This window comes from Gelidibacter mesophilus DSM 14095, assembly GCF_000423005.1.
Taxonomy (GTDB): Bacteria; Bacteroidota; Bacteroidia; order Flavobacteriales; family Flavobacteriaceae; genus Gelidibacter; species Gelidibacter mesophilus.
In genome coordinates, this window is the sequence record NZ_AUHD01000013.1 from 72,963 (window position 1) to 92,730 (window position 19,768).

Sequence of the window (19,768 nt, forward strand, 5' to 3'; positions counted from 1 at the left end):
CGTCCTATGAGAAAGTTCATTTACCTTTTGTCGTTTTCGCTTTATTTTAGTAGTTTTCATACCGTCAATGCTCAAGAATCGTATGAAGATCTTCCATCCAATTATAAAGAACGCCATCCTATATATGATTATTCTGATAAGGAGTTGAGCAATACGGATTCGATTCCTGACTTTGCATCCAAACCTAATCCGTTGAAGATTACCGGTACTGTATTTTTAAGTGATGGCGTAACGCCGGCGAAAGATGTTATTCTATTTATTAATCAAGCCGATGAACACGGTAATTACGAATTAAAAAAGCATTTTAAAAAACGTTATGTACATCATAGAGGATGGGTAAAAACTGATGCCGACGGACACTACACTTTTTATACTTTTGTACCAGGTAGGGATAGACATAGTAACGATTTGAAAAAAATTCATTTGGCCATCAAGCCACCTGACGAAGTAGAATATGTAGGTGACGATTTCTTGTTTGAGGATGATCCGCTCTTGAAAAAATCCTGTCGAAAGAGATTGGATGAAAACGGGATTGACAGTATTCTAAAGGCCGTAAAGATAGAAAACATGCATGTAGCGACAAAAAACATTATACTGAAAGAGAACAGAAACGAATACGCAAAAAATTAAAAGATTCTCACTAACAAAAAATCCCACGAGTTGTGGGATTCTTTCTTGCAATATTTTAATATGATTAATTTTTCATCTCGTTGACATTGTTTTGGATGTCAGCGATTTCACTTTTAGCGCCGGTTTTTAATTCGTCATATTTACTTTTCACCGTCGATTCTACATCGTTATAAGTGTTTTTTACTCTTTGACCAACCTCATTGGCTTTATCGTGAAGTTCTTGTTTTTTCTCTGGAGATAAATTTTTATATTTCCACCAGGCAAATACGCCTGCTCCAATTCCTAATAAGGCTAAAAGGCCTTTTCCTTGTTGTTTTTTCATGTTGTTTGATTTGTAATAAAGATAAGAAATTTTGAAGGCAATAAGAAGTTTTACAACCGTATTGTGATAACTTTAATATAACGCATTGGCCCTATTTTTTCTTTAAAACCTAGTTGCCATAATTTATGAGTTTGGAAATATTCAAATATAAAGGATTACAATTTCATGAATATTAGCAAATGTATTGAAGAGCGTTTTAAAGACAACTTGTTGATTGCGTCTATTCCCTCTTTTGAAATATAAAGAACGGTGATTTTCATTAAAATCTGGGCAGATATTTTTCCGAATGTCTCACTTCAATGCGTTAAAACATATAAAATTCTTGTTTTCAAAATCATAAAATCTTAAATTAAAGGAAAATAAAGATTATGAAAACGCTGCTTATTTATATAATTATATTATGCTCCACTCCAGTTTTTGCTCAGTTTCCGAGTGCAAGTGTTACGGACCCCAATATAAAAGTACAAGCCGATAGGATAACTGAGGATTACAGTAAACACTTGGCCCTGACCGGGGTTCAAATTCCTTTATTCAAGAATAAAGTGGCCCATTACCTCGTTTTGGCACAAGATATTAAAACAGAAAAAGAAGGTCGTGAACAATTAGATGCCTTAGTGGAAATGCAAGCCGAAGAATCCTTGGCTATGAACGATATATTGACCTTACAACAATACCGACTCTACAAAAAGTTAAAAACTGAAATTCAATCTTTAAAAATGGTGGAGTAGTCGTCTAGTTTTTATGCTCACTGATTTTTTTGGAAGACGTTTTGTATATGAGACAAATCAAACTAGGAGTTTTATTTAAATTCCACCAAATGAATTGTTGCGGGCCCACTTGCAGCTTCATTGGAAATAAAAAGCTCACCATCTTCACTAAAAGTCATGCCTTCTGGTTGTGGAAAGCTGATTTCATCTAGCTTATAGACGGTTTTTAAATTGCCTTTTTCATCAAGGATCAATAACTTCGGATGCTTACCTTCCAAAACATAAATATCATTGGTCTTTGGATGTATAGCTATTTCTGATGGATTGAAAGTTTTGTGCAATTTTTTCCCTCTATATTCTTTTAAGGCTTCTGCATTCATTTCAATTTTATAGGCAGGGGAATTAACGGCAGCAGTTTTTGAGGCCAAAGAAATCTTATAAATACCTTTAAAATCATCAGTAGTATCCTTGTCCTTTGGTGCGGTCAACAAGGAATTATCTTTTGGAGAGTACGTCAATGATTCCATATTATTGGACGCCTTAAAACCCGTTTGATGAGAGCTAATAATTTTGTTGGTGGCGCTCCAATTCTTTATTTCATATAATAAGCCATCACTTTGCATTACATACATAATGTCATTGTTGAGTGCAATGCCTTCATAGTCACCATTTCCAGCAAAAGGAATTTCTTCAACAATTGACTTTTCATCGAGATCATATAGGTATACCACGCCATTTTCATCTTCAACACAAGCTAAAGTATGGCTGTCAATCCACACGATACCACTTATTTCGTCTAGCTCTTTGGGTAATTCCCAAGTTTCAGAGATGTTATAATTATCACGTCCTTCAGTAATTTCTGCATTGGCTTGACTTACTTTAGAAAATCCAATGACTCCAATTCCAATTAAAACTGCAGTAAAAAGGCCGATATATAGGTTTGATTTTTTCATAGTCTGAATTTATAATTCAAAGGTCTGCTTAAAAACTGTAAACATTCGGGAAAACAACTCCATGGCTTTAAATTCGATCAGTTTTAACTATTATTTAGGAAAACTAAGACGGAATGTATGTTGGCCATTGAAAGTATAAGATAACTTTATCCTATACTTTTCTGCTATAGCCTTAGCAATGGCCAAACCAAGACCTGTAGATTTTTTATCAGTGCTTATTTTTTTGAATCTGGCAAATACGGTATCGGAGTCCAGTGGTTCTTTGCCACCAAAGTTACTTATTGAAATTTCTTTTTCGTTCATTTTAATGGTTACCGTATTATTCTGATGGCCGTGTATAATTGCGTTTTTAATCAGATTTGTCAATAAGATAATTGCTAAATCTTTATTTATTAGAAACGTCACATCTGAAAGAGTCTCTAAATCAAGCACCACGTTTTTATGCGCTGCAAAATCAACAAAATCGTCCATAATATCAGCAATCAATGTCTTGAAACTGAGGATTTCTTCGTCTACAAATTGTTTGTTTTCAATTTTCGAAATGAGGAGCAAGGATTTATTAAGTCTTGTCAACCTGCCAAGATTATCTAAGATTGAGGCCATGGTTTGAACATCTTCTCCGGATAAATTGGTGTTTTCAATAAAAAGTTCCAGTTTATTGATGCTAATGGCCAAAGGAGTTTGCAACTCGTGTGAGGCATTCTCAATAAAATGCTGCTGCTCCAAGAAACGTGCTCTGCTTTGATTGATGAGCGTTGTAACGGAGGTATTAAGAAGTTTAAACTCTTCAATGGTCGTGTCCTTGGTTTGGATATGATGATTTTTTTCAATTCTAAAGTCTCGTAATTGTGCCATCAGACTATGAAAGGGTTTCCAGATTTTTTTGAGCATTAAGTTGTTTAAAATAACAATCGTAATCATCAATAATGCGTAAAGAACAATCAAATAGGTCACCAAATCCTGTATCAGATCATCCTCTTCAACCATAGAGGTAATGAACTTTACTTTATAGTAATCATTGTGATAGGCTAGTTTGGTTTCATAGACTCTGACCGGTTCAAAATCCTGTTCATTGAGCATATACATTAAAGTATCCGTGTAGCGTTCTTCAAATCTTTCGTATTGATTTTTAGAAATTGGCGTGATTTCGTGATTCCAAAGATCAATATCTTTATGGTCAAGGATCTCCGGATTTGTTGGCAATCGCTGTAGAAGCAATACTTTTTGGTTTTCGAGTCCATCATCTAAACTGTCATAAATTTCATCCAGCATGGCATAATAGAAGATAAACGCCCAAATGGTGATGAGCGGCACCAGAAGAATGGCCAAGTACTTGGAAGTGTAGTTGAGTAATTTCATCAGATGGTTTCAAGTTTGTATCCTACACCATACACAGCCTCAATGGCAATCGTGGCGTGTTCAAGTTTTTTGCGTAAGTTCTTGATTTGCGAATAAATAAAATCGAAACTATCTGATTGATCAATATGATCACCCCACACATGCTCCGCAAGTGCGGATTTGGTCACTAACCTGGTTTTATTTGTAATGAGATACATTAAGATATCATATTCCTTTCTATTGAGAGTAATTTCATTGGCATTGATAGTCACTTGTCTGTTTTCAGGTTGAATGGTTAGATTTCCAATAGTGATATAAGAATTGCCTTCAAAATGTCGACGTCTTAAAACAGCTTTTACCCGGGCATGTAATTCGGCCATATGAAATGGTTTGGGCAAGTAATCATCAGCACCCAAATTCAAGCCTATCAATCGGTCGTCCAAAGAATCCTTGGCCGAAACGATGATAACACCTTCGTCCTTTCCTGAAGATTTAAGTGCTTTTAAAAGTTCTAATCCGTTGCCATCAGGAAGCGTAATATCCAACAAAATACAGTCGTAATGGTAAACTCCAATTTTATGCAAGGCCGATTTGTAATCAGAAGCTGTCTCCACAATATAGTGTTCGCGTTCTAATGTTTTAAGCATATTCTCCAACATTTCAGGTTCGTCTTCTATAATCAGCAATTTCATATCAAGGTGTTTTAGGCAATTGTAATACTGAAATCTATAATCATTTAGGAATTCCTCTAAAGTATAGAAAAAGAGGGCTACGAGTGTAGCTGTCATCTATAAATTTTTGCAAAAGCTTAACAAAAAATCAAGAACAATTCCTAATTCATTACAGTTTTGAGAGCTTTCTTTGTTTCAAATTAAAATAAATAACGATGAGAAATTTAAAAATAGCCGCATTATTATTGTTTGCAACCGCAGCAGTAAGTGCACAGGATTTAAAAATGAATGAAGTGCCTTCCAATTTACAGACCATTTTTACCAAATCGTATAGCAATGTTACGGACGTTGAATGGGAAAAGAAAGGTGAAAACTTTAAAGTTGAATTTGAAATCAACAAAATGGATCATGATATTTGGTATAATGCCCAAGGCGATGTCATTAAATCAAAAATAGAGATTTCAGAAAGCGCATTGCCATCTGCTGTGGCCTCTACGATTAAGGCGAAATATCCAGATTATAAAATTGATGAGATAGAAGTCCGTGAAGAGGGTGGGAAAACAACCTATGAAATAGAAATCGATAAAAGTTGGTCTGACGAGCGCAAATTAATTGTCGATGCTTCTGGGAAAATATTAAGTGATAACGAAGATTAATCTTTTATTACCACTTTTAGTTAAAAGGATTGAAACCAAGTTTCAATCCTTTTTTTGTTTAAAATCACGAAAGTTTGACCTTTAAAAGCGCAAACTAGGTTTCCACTTCATAGACTATGGATATAGTTTACCTCACAAGTCCATCAACGTATGACAAATCCGTTATTGTTCTATATTTTCAGAATCTTCTTTCTTTTTCCCACTCATCATAAAATTGATAAGAATTCCTACCAATGTGACGCATACGAGTGCAAAAATAACGATCATGAATACGCCATTATTCCAGTTGGCATCTAAAAGTATAGGTTGATACATGCTTATAAAGTTTTGATTGTTAACAGTAAAAATACATCATATTACTTTAAAAAAATATGATTTATATCAGTATTCTTTGGGGTCTCACGTTGCTGCAATTAATTTAGCATAAAACTTTGACTGTCAAATTAAAAATACCTGACAAATCTCTTTTATTGATATGGAATTTGTATAATTTTGCAAATTGTAATAAATCATGTAAAATGAAAACATATATTGTACTGATTTTAGTGCTCTTTTCTCTAAAATCAGTAGCCCAAATTGATTACAAAAGACAGTTGGACAGTTTGACGACCGTTCATAAGGTATGCGTTATTGAAAACAGTATTAGAAACCACCGTATCAAACTGGATCATCTTAAAAAACAAAAGCAGAGCTTGAACGCGCAACTTCAAGAAATTCAAGGTTTTAAATTAGGGCGTACTGATGCCGAAAAAGAAGAGCAGCTTGCTGAAATCAATCCGTTAATTGAGGCCAATGCCACTACGCTGACTGCAGCAGGAGTCCAATTGACCACGCTGATCAATGAATTGGTTATGGCCAATGAGGATGTGAAAGACTTGCAGATTAAGTAACTCTGAAAATAAGAATGTCTTACTTCTACGACGGAAGTGCTTAAGGTGTTTCCAATTTTGTTTGCGTACAGATTTATCGCGCTAGAACCGCGTGTTATAGTGAAAAATCTCAAGTGTATTTGAAAGCTTAAGTTACTTTAATCGAACCTTTAAACATCAAAGATAAAAGTCCACGAGGTTGAAAATCTCGATAATTAGCAACTTAAGCCGATTTGGAATTATACTGTGAAATTTGGCTACGCTCCTGGTTTTGGAGGTAAGGCAAAGGCCACGGCATCATGTTCAAAATGATTCCGGTGTGAGCCATCACAAAACGGCTTATTGGCAGATAAGCCACATCTACAAAGAGAAATCACATCACGACCGCCAAGGTCATAGACATTTCCGTCCTTATCCACAATTTCAAAATCGCCTTCAATTCTTAGTGAGCCATTATTGTTCACTTTTAAAGTTGTTTTACTCATAAGGTTTTATTTATTAGGTTAAAGTGATTATATATAAATTTTAAAAGTTTTTTATGACGTCTTGATAGGTTCCATCTGAAGTTTGAAATTCAATAATGAGACCGCTTAAAGCTACGCCAAGCTTTCATAATCTGCTAAACTACACTAAGTTTTTGAATAATAGGGAGCGAATTGACATTGGTGCTTTCAAAAAGCCCGGACCAAGGATTAACATTTTCCTAACAGCGCAACTTAAATTAATGCTGTAATTTCGTGTTTCTTAACTCTTTTGAGTTTTATTCAAACAAAAATGACTTTACAAAACATGAAATCTTCACATACCGCATATTCAATTTTAGAGCTTGCTCTCGTTTCTGAAGGACATAGTCTTAAACAAACCTTCAATAATTCTCTCGAACTCGCACAAAAAGCCGAAGACTTTGGTTATACACGCTTCTGGCTGGCAGAACACCACAACGCCGTCAACATTGGCAGCAGTGCTACCTCTGTACTTATTGGTTATATTGCTGAAGGCACCAAAACCATCCGCGTGGGCTCTGGAGGAATTATGTTGCCCAACCATTCGCCTCTCATTGTTGCCGAGCAATTTGGGACGTTAGGCTCTTTATATCCCAATCGCATCGATCTAGGTTTAGGAAGAGCTCCAGGAACTGATAGAGAAACAGCCCAAGCCATTAGATCGGATTTTATGCAAGCGGCACATTCTTTTCCAAAAGATGTGGAAGACATCCAAACGTATTTTTCCATAGAAAATATCCCATCTAAAATTAGAGCTACCGTAGCTGAAGGGGTAGAGGTACCTATTTATATCTTAGGTTCTAGTACAGACAGTGCCCATTTATCTGCAAAGAAAGGTTTGCCATATGCATTTGCGAGCCACTTTGCTACCCGACATTTAGAGGAAGCTACCGAGATATACAGAAGGGAATTTCAGCCTTCAGAAACTCTGGAAACCCCGTATGTCATGGCAGGAGTCAATATCATTATCGCCGATACCGATGAGGAAGCTGAAAGTTATGCCACTTCATTAATTCGAATGTTCCTTGGAATCTTTACCGGTAAAAGAGACTATATGCAGCCGCCAACGGCCATGACCCAAGAATATCGGGAAATTATGGAGCATCCACAGGTGCATCAAATGTTGAAATACTCATTCATTGGTAGTAAAGCCACCGTTAAAGCTCAAGTAAAAGCATTTTTAGAGAAGAATAAAGTGGAAGAACTTATTGCAGTGACTAATATTTATGATATCAAACATCGCATTCGTTCTTATGAATTGTTTGCTGAGATCATGGATGAGTTGAATGCTGACTTTAATTAGACATGTATCAGCTTTTTAGGGTATGGATCATTGTTTTTGTGAGATGAATCAATTATTATGATGATAATTAAACACCTTCGTATTTTAACTATAATTCATAAATATGATAAAGCCAAGAACTAAAACCCCAGACCTTTCAATTAATTTAGTTAACGATACCAAGTGGAAACTTAGTGATCAAGATCCTGAAAATTTCACACTTTTGGTAGTTTACCGTGGAAAGCATTGTCCGGTTTGCAAAAAATATCTAGAAACAATTCAAAAACATCTGGAAGATTTTTCTGAGAAAGGCGTCAACGTCATCGCTATAAGTTCCAATTCAGAAAAGTTGGCAAAAGCCAGTTATGAAGCATGGAAAGTTAGTGATTTGCCAATTGGGTACGGCTTTCCGATTGAAGAAGCGCGCAAGTGGGGACTTCACATTTCAAAAGGCATCAAGGATGAACCAGAAATGTTTATTGAACCTGCGATATTTTTAATTCAACCGGATCAAACTCTTTATGCATCTTCAATTCAAACGATGCCTTTTGCAAGACCAGAAATTGGAGATTTATTAAAGGCGATTGACTTTGTGGTCAAAGAAAACTATCCAGCACGGGGAGAAGCCTAGTTGAGTTTTAAGAATATGCCCGATTTGTGCTATAAAAAACAGTGTGTAGCGCTTTCAATTTTTTTACTTTTATAGAGCATGAATACACAAGACGATTCCTTAATTTTCGATTTCAAAACAGAAAGAAGCACCTCTCATTGGTTGGTAGTCAACGATGGCGTTATGGGAGGTGTATCCAAAGGGAAAATTTCAATTAATGACTCAGGCAATGGACTATTTGAGGGATTTGTGTCAACTGAAAACAACGGTGGGTTTTCTTTGGTGAAATATGCGTTTTCAAAAAGAGACGTGTCGCAATTTACATCGGTTAAACTACGATTGAAAGGCGATGGTAAATTATACCAACTTAGAATAAAAGCAGATCAAACGAAGTCATTTTCCTATATCCATCCATTCCAAACTTCGGGAGCTTTGCAAACTATAATGATTCCATTTCATGATTTTTTCGCAAGTTATAGGGGCAGCCGATTAGATATTCCCAATTACGATGGAAAGTTTATGGAAGAAGTTTCCTTATTCATAGGGACTGAAAGGTCGGGAGATTTTACCTTGGAAATTGAACGGATTTGGATGGCCTAGAAGCCGATTTTTAACAAAATTATGACCACTATATTTTCAAACAGGCTTAAAAAAACCTAAACTTCATCTTCAGAATTGTTGGATAAAAACCTAAATCACTAATGTTTATTTAGGAGTTCTAACCGTAATTAATTGAGTAAATGGTGTTATTCCCTGCAAAACTGTGGCTATCTTTGCGCAAAAGATAGTTTATGTCAAAACAATTTTCTGATTTAGGTATTAATGATCAACTGCAAAAAGGTTTGCTGGAATTAGAAATTTCAGTTCCGACAGATATTCAAGTTAAAACCATCCCAGTAGTTTTAAACCAAAAGGAAGATGTTGTGGTTCTTGCAAAAACTGGGACAGGGAAAACTGCTGCGTTTGGTTTGCCATTACTACAATTGATTGATCTAGAAAACACCAATATTCAAACGCTTATATTGGCACCCACAAGAGAATTGGGCCAACAGATTTATAATAATCTAGTAACTTTTGCTAGCTATCACCATGACGTTTCCATCGCATCTGTATGTGGTGGAATTCCTATAAAACCTCAAATAGAACGATTAAAGATGCCCACACATATCGTGGTAGCTACGCCAGGACGTCTGGTCGATTTAATGACACGAGGTGCTATTGATATCAAAAGCGTTCACTATTTGGTTCTGGATGAAGCCGATGAAATGGTAAGCGCTTTAAAAGACGAGGTGGATGCTATTATAAAGGCTATTCCGAAATCGAGAAGAACACTATTATTTACGGCTACCATGCCTGGCGCAATAAAACAATTGGTCCAAAATTACATGTCTAAGCATGTCGTACAGATAGAAGCCGATATGGGGAATGTAGGACATCAGGGCATTGATCACCAATATCTTGTTGTTGAACCTATTGAAAAACTAGAAGTTTTACTACATTTCTTGAATTCCAAAGAAGGCGAACGTGGTATTATATTTTGCAAAACTAAAGCTGCCGTTAATAAATTGGCAAAGAATTTGGCCATCAATAAGTTTTCGTCGGGGGCGCTTCACGGCAGTTTATCCCAAGGCATTCGCGACCGGATTATGGGGCAATTTAGAGAAGGTCATATTGACATTTTGGTTGCTACAGATTTGGCTGCTCGTGGGATTGACGTTAAAGAGTTGTCTTATGTAGTCAATTATCATTTACCAGATACCTATGAGGCTTATGTGCACAGAAGTGGACGTACGGCAAGGGCGGGTGCCAAAGGCTTGTCATTAACCATTCTGCAAAAAGAGGAAGTTGAAGATATTGCCGACTTTGAAAACGAACTGGGTATTGTCTTTAGAGAATTCAAAAAAGCGGATGCCGAGAGCATTGAAGAAAATAACGGGCTTTTGTGGGCCAGAAAGATTTTTAAAACCAAACCAAATCGGGAGGTTTCAGAAGATTTCAAAGCAAAGATAAAAACGATATTTCATCACTTGACCAAAGACGAGCTTGTCGATAAAATTTTGGCGAATTATTTGGCACAAACCCATACAGAAACCTCAAAAGCAGAGGTTTCCAAAAAAATAAAAAGAAGCAATAACGATGGCAAATAGCATAAAAGACCAACAGGATATTTTAGATAAGTTAAATATCCAGAGTTTGCATCCCATGCAAAGAGAAGCGATTGCCGTTATTGGATCAAATACCAATACCATTTTATTATCCCCAACAGGTACCGGAAAAACCTTGGCGTTTTTGTTGCCCTTGCTGGAGATTCTAGACCCCAAAAACGCCGATGTGCAGGTGTTGATTATTGTGCCTTCACGTGAATTGGCCATTCAGATTGAGCAGGTGGCCCGTGACATGGGCTCCGGATTTAAGGTCAATGCCGTTTATGGTGGCCGACCAATGTCGAAGGACAAAATTGAAATCAAACATGCACCGGCAATTTTAATTGGCACACCTGGTCGTATTTTGGATCATTTTGATGCGGATCGTTTTTCGAAAATGAGTATCAAAACTCTTATTTTAGATGAGTTTGACAAATCGTTGGAAGACGGTTTTGAGGAGGAGATGAAAGGCATTATAGGACAGTTGCCAAGTATCAATAAGCGAATTTTGACTTCTGCCACTAAACTCGAAAAAATTCCGGGATTTGTGCGCTTGGACAAGCCTACGACAGTGGATTACCTATCAGCCAAAAGAAAAACGACGCTTTCCATTAAAACAGTGGTATCGCAAAAGCCAAATAAACTTCCAACATTATTGGAGTTGTTGCAATATATTGGCAATCACCAAGGCATCATTTTTTGTAATCTAAGAGATAATATTGACCGGGTAAGTCATTTTTTAAAACGGAATAATATCAGTCATTCCTGTTTTTCGGGAGGGATGGAACAGCAAGAACGCGAACGTTCTTTGATCACCTTCAGAAATGGTACAAGTCAGATTCTTCTCGCTACGGATCTCGCTTCTAGAGGGATCGATATCCCAGAACTCAAATTCATTATTCATTATGAGTTACCTAAACACGAGGAAGAATTTATCCATAGAAATGGCAGAACCGCAAGAGTTTATGAAAAAGGTACTGCTTATATTTTAAAAGGCAGTGATGAGCAATTACCCGAATTTGTCAAGACCTCAAAAGTCATCAAGATTTCCACAAAAGCACCAAAGTCGGCGCCATTATGGGAAACCCTCTTTATTTCTGGAGGTCGTAAGGATAAAATTTCCAAAGGAGATATTGTCGGACTTTTCATGAAACAAGGCGGACTCACGCAAGAGCAACTGGGGACGATTGAACTCAAGCAAGACTGCGCTTTTGTTGCGGTTCCACGAAAAGAAGCCAAACGGATTGTTGACACTTTGGACAATACCCGATTAAAGAAGAAAAAAGTACGGATTAGAGTGCTTTAAATTTAGCACCTCACCCAATGGATTTTAGACAAGCCGCGATAGCTATCGCGACTTATCTAAAGAAAAACTCTTGACTAAAGGTGATCCTTTTATTTGTTAACCGGGATCGCTTTCAGCTGAATGATACCCACAGCATTCAAGACCTTAATAATTTGATAGGTCATATCAACTTCATACCATTTGACGCCAAAATTCGCTCTACTGGCAAATTTATGATGGTTATTATGATAACCTTCGCCCATCATTAAGAAATCAAAACGAAATAAATTCTTGCTGGTGTTTTTCATTTTATAATTTACATAGCCGTAGATATGCCCAAACCAATTAATGATTACCCCGTGAATAGGTGCCATCATAAAAGTAATCGGTAATAGTAGCCATTGCCACCAAGCAGTCACAAAGTAAATAAAGAACAAAACGTAAAGTGCCATCCAAAGAATTCTTGACACGCGGGAACTCGCAAACTTATCAAAAGCTTCCCATTGTGGTACGTTTTTGGTAAAGCGCTGATCCACTTCAATGCGTTGTTTATTGATATCCTGATAGATATTTTTTGTTTTCCACATCATCGCGAACATGTTAGGATCATGTGATGGTGAATGAGGGTCTTGCTCTGTATCTGTGTAAGCATGATGCATACGGTGCATGACGCCATACCCATAAGCACTTAAATAGCTTGAACCTTGAAAAATCCAAGTCAAAACAAAAGTGATGCGTTCTGTAGTTTTTGACATCGTAAACACTTGATGTGCTGCATAGCGATGCAAAAAGAAGGATTGAAAAAATAAGCCTCCATACCAAAGTACCAAAACGAATATTACAATAATCATAGTTTTTTTTTACAAAGATACTGGGATAAGAAGCATCAAACAATGAACCTAAGTCAATTAAAACTGCGTTGTAATGCAGATATGAGGTTTAACTCATGCATCCCATAATTGCAGTTTTTGCCAATAAATAAGCGAAAGGACAAAAACCATTCTAGAATCGAATTTAAATGCGCTTTCTAATTCTGCTTAAGGCTTGGGCAGTAACACCTATATAAGAACTGATGTATTTAAGAGGAATATCTTTTAAAAGTTCAGGACGTTCATTGAACAATTTCAAATAACGCTCTTCCGCGGTTAGATTCAATAAATGCTGTTCCCGTTTGGACTTGATGAGAAATAAGCGCTCCGCAGCCAATCTTCCGATGAGGTTACCAATTTCAGTAGTTTTATAGACCGCTTGTAAATCGTCATAAGAAATGCTTAACAAGGTGGTATCCGTCAAGGCCTGCAGTTGGTATGCTGAGGGTTTTTGGGTCAAAAAAGAATCGTAGGCACTGATAAATTGATCCTTGAAACTAAATCCAAATGTGATTTCCTTTTCCGGATTGTCTTTGGGTATAAATAGCCGTACGACCCCAGATTCTATAAAAGAAATGTGATTTTCTATGGCGTCAAGTTTTAAGAAAACCGTTTTCTTTGGAATCACCCGCCGTTCTAATTTGGAGGTAAAAAAATCCCAATCTGATTGAGAAATTGTGGCTATTTGATCTAAGTAAGCTTTTATTTGATGCAAGTCTTATAATCCTTGGAGTTGGAAACTCAAAGATATTGCTCTTTTATCTTAAAATCAAATCAAATTTTGAATGGAACGCTGATAATGCTGATTTTACTTGGCACTTATTGATTGTGGTTGATATCCTCATTTATTTTGATAAATTATATACCTAGAATTTAGTGGCCTGTTGGCAGAAAATGAGCATTTGGAATTTTGAATTTTTTTTGGATACTTTTTCTCTTCGCATCTTTGCGCCTCTGCGAGAAAACCTCACCCACGAAATTATAATTTGAATATGCATATCAATTGAAATAATAAGCGCATGTCATTTTTCCATTTATCTTTAAGCTATACTTTAAAAATAAAACCTACATTGCCCTATATTATACCTCAGTTGCTAACCAAAATTAACCTATGGAAATTGCCTTATTAATTGTCATTATCATTTTATTGATCGTTCAGAATTCTAAGTATCGCAAAGAAAACGGGAGTCTAACTGATAAACTTCATACGTTAAATGACAAATTGAATCTTTTATTATCGCATTATAAAGATGGAAAAAAACCAAATGATGCGGCATCTGTAGCATCAAGGGCAGTGCCTCTAACAGAAGAACCCGTTGAGGAGCCAGCAATTGTAGAAACACCACCAATTCCATTAGTTGTTGAAGAGGAGGCGACACTTGAAGAGGAAACCTCCGTACCGATAAAAGTCGCAGTATCTGCAATGTCAGCATATAAACCAGTGCCCGAAATAGAGGGTGAAAAAGAAGTGAAAGCTCCAAGACCTGGTATTTGGAAGCGCTTTAAGGAAAGAAATCCAGATTTGGAAAAATTCGTGGGTGAAAATCTGATCAACAAAATCGGGATTCTTATATTGGTTTTAGGAATCAGCTATTTTGTAAAATATGCCATTGATAAGGAGTGGATTAACGAACCTGCTCGGGTTGGGATTGGAATTTTAGCAGGAAGTTTGGTGCTTTTTATAGCCCACAGGCTCCATCAAAAATACGCCCCATTCAGTTCCGTTCTCGTTGCGGGAGCAATTGCTATTTTTTATTTTACAATTGCTATTGCTTTTCACGAATATCAATTGTTTGGGCAACAGGTCGCTTTTGCAATTATGGTCCTCATCACGGCCTTTAGCTGCTTGATTTCCTTATCCTACAATCGTATGGAGCTCGCTATTTTATCTTTAATAGGTGGATTTTTAGTGCCATTTATGGTCAGTACGGGCAGTGGAAACTATATTGTATTATTTACTTATATCGCTATTTTGGATATTGGCATTTTGGCTCTGGCTTATTTTAAAAAGTGGCATGTTGTTCAAGTGCTTGCTTTTATACTGACCATGTTGTTATTTGGAAGTTGGGTGGTTACAGAAATGGACGCTACTGATCCGCCTTATCTGGGCGCCTTAATTTTTGGATTTGCGTTTTACCTCATATTTATTGTCATTACCATCATTAACAATCTGCGGACTAAAGGCAACTTTTCCAAAGTCCAGCTGGTTATGTTAACAGTTAATAACTTTGTTTTTTATGGCATCGGAATTTTGGTGTTATCAGAATTCCAACCTGAATTAAATGGATTGTTTACGACACTATTAGCACTGCTGAACATGGGGTATGCCTTGCTCTTGTACAAGAAATTTGGTCTGGATAAAACAGCTATTTATCTTTTGATTGGTTTGACCTTGACTTTTATCACCTTGGCAATTCCCGTTCAGTTTTCAGGAAATAGTATTACGATGTTTTGGGCGGTAGAAGCGGTATTATTGTTATGGCTCTCACAGAAATCACAAATAAAAAGTTATCGTTTTGCAGCCGTTATAATTCAATTCTTAATGCTCGGAAGTTTGCTGATGGATTGGTTTAACTATGCAAATACCATTGATACTCAAAATTTTATTCTCAATCCTATCTTCATTGCCGGGCTGTTGGTGGTAGGCTCATTTGTGGGTGTTGGTTATTTATTGCGCCATGAAACCGAAAATTTATTAAAATTCGGACTGACTTTCAAACCACAAGTTTATAGAAAACTAACTGGGAGTCTTGCCATATTCACCGGCTATTTTGTGGGCTTGTTAGAAGTGTCGCACCAATCCTATTCGCGATATAGTTTTACTGATTTCTTGGCCATTAGCGTGCTTTATCATTTGTTTTTTGTAGCAGTGCTATGTTTTATGTTGTTTAGAAATAGGAATGCTTGGCGTAAGAAACTTATTAATATCATGACGCTCGTCAATATCATTTTGTTTGCATTCTTGTTGATGAGAATTCCGTTTTTGGAAGTGGAAAATAATATTCTGAACAGTACTCAGCATTATACCGCATATTATCTGCATATGTTGTCACTGGGACTGATTGTGTATTTTTGGTTTTTATTAGTTAAAAGCAATCAAGAGCAAAGAGTTTTCTCACTATTTAAAAAGACATGGACCTTATGGACGGCCGTTTTTGTGTTAGTCATTATTGCAAGTACTGAAGTGATGATACAAGGACTACATTTTATGGATGTTTCATTAGATCACACAAGATTTGATTACCATGCTCTAACTGAAATGATCTCAGCCGCCAGATATAAGATAATAAAAACAGGATTTCCAGTATTATGGGGAATCATGGCCTTTATTTTCTTGATGGTAGGCATTAAAAAACAAATTAAGCATTTACGAATTATTGCGCTTACCCTTTTGGGAATTACAATTATTAAACTGTTTGTGTATGATATCAGTAATGTTTCTGAAACCGGAAAGATTATTGCCTTTATTTTATTGGGAGTACTCATCCTAATTATTTCATTTGTCTATCAAAAACTAAAATTTTTGGTCGTTGACGCAACTAAAACCTCAGAGAATGATAAAATCGATTAAGATTTTTATAATGCTTTTCGTGAGCATGGCCTTTTCACAATCAACCCCAGTAAGTGGTACAGTTGAGCCCGTAAAGGAAGATGGACTGTACCGTATTCGCATTCCGCATGATTTTCGCTCGTACGCCACAGAAGACTTACGTGATATACGCCTTTGGGATGCCAATGGCAATCAAGTGCCGTATTTTGTGCAACCTGCTTCTGATTATAAACTGACGAAAGCTTCCGACTTCACCGAATTCGAGAGGGTTTCTAACTCCAGAATTGTAGATTCCAGCGCGACCTATATATTTAAAAACCCCTATCAAACCATTGAAAGGGCAGTGCTCTTAATAGCCAATTATCAAGGCAGTAAAACCTATCGTTTAGAAGGCAGCCTGGATCAAGAAGAATGGTTTGGCCTGGTGAATAGCGGACAATTGAACCAATTAAATCATCCAACGGAAACCAGTGTCTATAAGGAGATTTTTTTTCCAGTAAGCAGCTACCGCTATCTCAAACTCGTTTTTGACGACCGGTATTCGCTGCCCATTAATCTTTTGAGTATTGGAATGGCCACTACTGAAACGGTCAACATTGTACCCATCACGATGGAACCAATTCCGGTAAAAAGTATTGAATTTATAGAAAAAGAGAAGAAAACCTTAATCCATATTAGTTTTGAACGGCCGGAAGTCGTCGATCAGTTGCGTATGGAAATTCAAGCTCCCGGACTATTTAGTCGGAATGCTGTTTTATATACCTTGAAAGAGCGGGAGGTAAAGCGCAGTTTGGAATCTTACCGGCAGCATTTGCTAGCGTTTTCTATCCGATCGGATAAAGACCTGATTTTCAATGTGCCTTCAGGTTTAGCGCAGGAACTATTTTTGGAAATAGATAATAAAGACAATCCTAAATTGGAAATCAGCAGTCTCCAATTGATGCAAGAATCAGTATATTTGGTAAGCTCATTAAAGGCGAATGAAGTTTATGAGATCACCGCCGGCAACGCTCAATTGAACTTTCCAGATTATGATATTTTTGATGTCACCAACACCACTAAAACGGAATTACCCATTGTTGAAATTGACGGTATATTATACGAAACCCCTAAAATAGTCGCCTTAAAGCCCATGGCGTTTTGGCAACGACCTTGGTTTATGTGGAGCTGCATTGGGATTGCGGCACTCATGATTTTATATTTTGCTTTTAATATGCTGCAGGATATGAATAAGGATAAAAGTGAATAGTGGGTTTTTAAAAAATGAGAATCGGAAATAGAAGTTGAAAAGTTTTAAAATCAATATTTCTGATTGGCATATTTCCGATTTAGATTTGATGCTCAAAGAGAAACTGGAGATTGTATTTATAGAGGATTTAAAGTAATCACTATTTCAGATTCTAATTTTGAATTGAAAGTTCAAACTGAAGCTTGTAATATACTTGTGAAATAAAAACAATTTGCCATCACTTAAAATATCACGACTATGAACAAAATATTTGATACTTATCGGCCAGAAGGATTTGGAACTGTTAACGGATATTTATTCGTTGAAAATCCGGAAGCATTGATTAATTTTCTTGAGAAAGCATTCTTTGCAGAAGAAATCAGCCGGTCCATCAATCCTAAAAATGAGGATATTGCCAATGTGATTTTGAAAATTGGCAATTCCTGTTTTATGATCAGCCAGGCCAGAGGACCGTTTTTAAATATGCGCACAGCATTTTATTTATATGTTGATGATGTGGAGGAAATTCACAAAAGGGCAGTCCAGAACGGAGCAAAGGTGGAATTTGAGCCAGCAAACATGGATTATGAAGACAGACAATCGGGAATAATCGATGCGAGCGGAAATTATTGGTGGATTTCAAAACGACTTGTTAAAAAGGGCTATCACGAATAAAACAACTTGCACATCATAAGATTAAGGCTTACTTTTGTAGCCGTAAATGAAACACTTAAATAACATATTGCGTCTTCCTTTTTTCAGTACTTATTATTACCAAATAATATCTGCTCGGAATGGCTATGTATGTACTTCACTTAAAATCTAATAAGTAAATAATTTTATAACATAACCTAAAGCCCGAGCCTATGCTCGGGCTTTTTTTATTTTAAATACAATGGAAACGATTGCAAAACTCAAAGAAAATGTTGAAATCATTCTTCCTGAAAATGGATTGGAAGAAAAGTTGGAACAGGCTAAAAACGAAAACCGCCAACTCATAATTAAGCTCGGTTTTGATCCAACTGCCCCAGACTTACACTTGGGACACGCGGTTGTTTTAAAGAAACTCAAGGAGTTTCAAGACTTAGGACACCAAATTGTGATTTTGGTGGGAAGTTTTACGGCACGCATTGGAGATCCTACAGGAAAAAATAAAAGTCGGAAACCCTTAACTGTAGATGAGGTGCAGCATAATGCCGAGACCTACCTTAAGCAATTATCTCAGATTATAGATGTTGATAAAGCCAAAATCGTTTTTAACTCTGATTGGTTGGACAGCCTTTCATTCACTGAAGTCATTCAGATTTTATCAAAGGTGACCGTTGCCCAATTGATGCAACGCAATGATTTTAATAAACGATTTACTGAAAACACACCCATTGCCATGCACGAACTGGTGTACCCCATTTTGCAAGGGTATGACTCTGTAAATATTCAAGCAGATATTGAAATGGGAGGAACTGACCAACTCTTTAATTGCACCATGGGCAGGCAATTACAGGAAACCTTTAAAATGAATGCACAAACGGTCATGTGCATGCCTTTATTAAAAGGACTTGACGGAAAAGAAAAAATGAGTAAATCCTTGCACAATACCATCGGATTAACGGATGCACCCAACGAGATGTTTGGAAAGACCATGTCTATTCCTGACAGTTTAATTGAAGAATTTTTGCATTTGACAACGGATTTTTCAGAATCTGAAAGAAAAGCCATCAGCTTGAGTTTAGCAGACGGAGAAAACCCTATGAACATTAAAAAGAGCATTGCTAAAAACATTATCACCCAATATCATAATGACGTGGCTGCAATGGAAGCTGAAGCATTTTTCAGTAAACAATTCCAAAGCAAAAATTTTGAAGAAAAAGTGTTTGAACCTATTGCTTTGGATAGCATTATAACGGAGGAGGGCACCCTTACTTTGGTTGACTTATGCTTTCAGGTGAAGGACGGGTTAAGCAAATCGGCTGTAAGAAGACTTATTGAAAATGGCGCTGTTCAGATTAATGAGGAAAAAATGACCGAGCCATATACCACTGTTTCGATAACTAAGCAAACCAAAATTAAAATTGGCAAAAGAGATCTCTATGAATTGATCTAATAGGTAAAAGAAAAAAGGTTGTCCGTTCGGACAACCTTTTTTTATAACTA

Annotated in this window: 21 protein-coding genes; 13 read left to right on the plus strand and 8 right to left on the minus strand. The window is 36.6% G+C overall.

The annotated features are described in order from the left end of the window. Positions 1–6 precede the first annotated feature (6 nt). Positions 7–630, plus strand: a complete 624-nt coding sequence (locus tag G525_RS0114565; RefSeq protein WP_027126818.1) for a peptidase associated/transthyretin-like domain-containing protein — start codon at positions 7–9, stop codon at positions 628–630. Between the two features lie 64 nt (positions 631–694). On the opposite strand, the gene G525_RS21110 is transcribed toward G525_RS0114565, so the two are convergent. After that, complete coding sequence (locus tag G525_RS21110) at positions 695–952, minus strand: hypothetical protein (RefSeq protein ID WP_035479780.1); 258 nt, start codon at positions 950–952, stop codon at positions 695–697. A gap of 368 nt (positions 953–1,320) precedes the next feature. On the opposite strand from G525_RS21110, the gene G525_RS0114575 reads away from it, so the two are divergent. Next, complete coding sequence (locus G525_RS0114575) at positions 1,321–1,680, plus strand: hypothetical protein (RefSeq protein WP_027126819.1); 360 nt, start codon at positions 1,321–1,323, stop codon at positions 1,678–1,680. 71 nt (positions 1,681–1,751) lie between these two features. Here G525_RS0114575 and G525_RS0114580 read toward each other — a convergent pair whose 3' ends face one another. The 3 genes from G525_RS0114580 to G525_RS0114590 form a co-directional block, all read right to left on the minus strand. Next, entirely contained in the window at positions 1,752–2,612 is an 861-nt protein-coding gene (locus G525_RS0114580; RefSeq protein WP_027126820.1) for an SdiA-regulated domain-containing protein, read from the minus strand. Between the two features lie 90 nt (positions 2,613–2,702). Next, positions 2,703–3,971: a sensor histidine kinase gene (locus tag G525_RS0114585; protein ID WP_027126821.1), complete on the minus strand. Its 1,269-nt coding sequence runs from the start codon at positions 3,969–3,971 to the stop codon at positions 2,703–2,705. Continuing rightward, on the minus strand, positions 3,971–4,642 hold the full coding sequence (locus G525_RS0114590) for a response regulator transcription factor (protein WP_027126822.1): 672 nt from the start codon (positions 4,640–4,642) through the stop codon (positions 3,971–3,973). Before G525_RS0114590 ends, G525_RS0114585 begins: the two co-directional genes overlap by 1 nt. Before the next feature lie 194 nt (positions 4,643–4,836). On the opposite strand from G525_RS0114590, the gene G525_RS0114595 reads away from it, so the two are divergent. Further along, a complete protein-coding gene (locus tag G525_RS0114595) occupies positions 4,837–5,277 on the plus strand; it encodes a PepSY domain-containing protein (RefSeq protein ID WP_035479783.1) in 441 nt (146 codons plus the stop codon). A gap of 162 nt (positions 5,278–5,439) precedes the next feature. Here the strand turns inward: G525_RS0114595 and G525_RS22405 are convergent, their stop codons facing one another. Continuing rightward, entirely contained in the window at positions 5,440–5,592 is a 153-nt protein-coding gene (locus tag G525_RS22405) for a hypothetical protein (protein ID WP_169514449.1), read from the minus strand. A gap of 203 nt (positions 5,593–5,795) precedes the next feature. On the opposite strand from G525_RS22405, the gene G525_RS0114605 reads away from it, so the two are divergent. Next, entirely contained in the window at positions 5,796–6,167 is a 372-nt protein-coding gene (locus tag G525_RS0114605) for a hypothetical protein (RefSeq protein ID WP_027126824.1), read from the plus strand. Positions 6,168–6,403: 236 nt separating this feature from the next. Here G525_RS0114605 and G525_RS0114610 read toward each other — a convergent pair whose 3' ends face one another. Further along, positions 6,404–6,631 (minus strand): CDGSH iron-sulfur domain-containing protein, encoded by a 228-nt coding sequence (locus tag G525_RS0114610; RefSeq protein ID WP_027126825.1) that lies wholly within the window; start codon positions 6,629–6,631, stop codon positions 6,404–6,406. Between the two features lie 304 nt (positions 6,632–6,935). Between G525_RS0114610 and G525_RS0114620 the strand changes: the two genes are divergently transcribed. From G525_RS0114620 to G525_RS0114640, 5 genes are all read left to right on the plus strand, one after another. After that, positions 6,936–7,952: an LLM class flavin-dependent oxidoreductase gene (locus G525_RS0114620; protein ID WP_027126826.1), complete on the plus strand. Its 1,017-nt coding sequence runs from the start codon at positions 6,936–6,938 to the stop codon at positions 7,950–7,952. A gap of 103 nt (positions 7,953–8,055) precedes the next feature. Then, on the plus strand, positions 8,056–8,562 hold the full coding sequence (locus G525_RS0114625) for a redoxin domain-containing protein (protein WP_027126827.1): 507 nt from the start codon (positions 8,056–8,058) through the stop codon (positions 8,560–8,562). Positions 8,563–8,640: 78 nt separating this feature from the next. Continuing rightward, positions 8,641–9,141 carry a CIA30 family protein gene (locus G525_RS0114630; RefSeq protein WP_027126828.1) on the plus strand — a complete coding sequence of 167 codons (501 nt, stop codon included), beginning with the start codon at positions 8,641–8,643 and terminating at the stop codon, positions 9,139–9,141. A 191-nt stretch (positions 9,142–9,332) separates the two neighbouring features. Further along, positions 9,333–10,688: a DEAD/DEAH box helicase gene (locus G525_RS0114635; protein ID WP_027126829.1), complete on the plus strand. Its 1,356-nt coding sequence runs from the start codon at positions 9,333–9,335 to the stop codon at positions 10,686–10,688. Then, positions 10,678–11,991 (plus strand): DEAD/DEAH box helicase, encoded by a 1,314-nt coding sequence (locus G525_RS0114640; RefSeq protein ID WP_027126830.1) that lies wholly within the window; start codon positions 10,678–10,680, stop codon positions 11,989–11,991. Before G525_RS0114635 ends, G525_RS0114640 begins: the two co-directional genes overlap by 11 nt. An 89-nt stretch (positions 11,992–12,080) precedes the next feature. Here the strand turns inward: G525_RS0114640 and G525_RS0114645 are convergent, their stop codons facing one another. Together G525_RS0114645 and G525_RS0114650 are read right to left on the minus strand one after the other, a co-directional pair. Further along, positions 12,081–12,821: an acyl-CoA desaturase gene (locus tag G525_RS0114645; protein ID WP_027126831.1), complete on the minus strand. Its 741-nt coding sequence runs from the start codon at positions 12,819–12,821 to the stop codon at positions 12,081–12,083. A gap of 163 nt (positions 12,822–12,984) precedes the next feature. Then, positions 12,985–13,554: a Crp/Fnr family transcriptional regulator gene (locus G525_RS0114650; protein WP_027126832.1), complete on the minus strand. Its 570-nt coding sequence runs from the start codon at positions 13,552–13,554 to the stop codon at positions 12,985–12,987. 396 nt (positions 13,555–13,950) lie between these two features. On the opposite strand from G525_RS0114650, the gene G525_RS0114660 reads away from it, so the two are divergent. The 4 genes from G525_RS0114660 to tyrS all read left to right on the plus strand — a co-directional run bounded on the left by G525_RS0114660 (position 13,951) and on the right by tyrS (position 19,718). Then, positions 13,951–16,410 (plus strand): DUF2339 domain-containing protein, encoded by a 2,460-nt coding sequence (locus G525_RS0114660; protein WP_027126834.1) that lies wholly within the window; start codon positions 13,951–13,953, stop codon positions 16,408–16,410. Then, positions 16,394–17,638 (plus strand): DUF3999 family protein, encoded by a 1,245-nt coding sequence (locus G525_RS0114665; protein WP_027126835.1) that lies wholly within the window; start codon positions 16,394–16,396, stop codon positions 17,636–17,638. The genes G525_RS0114660 and G525_RS0114665 overlap by 17 nt, the downstream gene beginning before the upstream one ends. 237 nt (positions 17,639–17,875) lie before the next feature. Further along, positions 17,876–18,292 (plus strand): VOC family protein, encoded by a 417-nt coding sequence (locus G525_RS0114675; protein WP_027126836.1) that lies wholly within the window; start codon positions 17,876–17,878, stop codon positions 18,290–18,292. A gap of 220 nt (positions 18,293–18,512) precedes the next feature. Then, complete coding sequence (gene tyrS / locus G525_RS0114680) at positions 18,513–19,718, plus strand: tyrosine--tRNA ligase (protein ID WP_027126837.1); 1,206 nt, start codon at positions 18,513–18,515, stop codon at positions 19,716–19,718. The last annotated feature ends 50 nt before the right edge of the window (positions 19,719–19,768 follow it).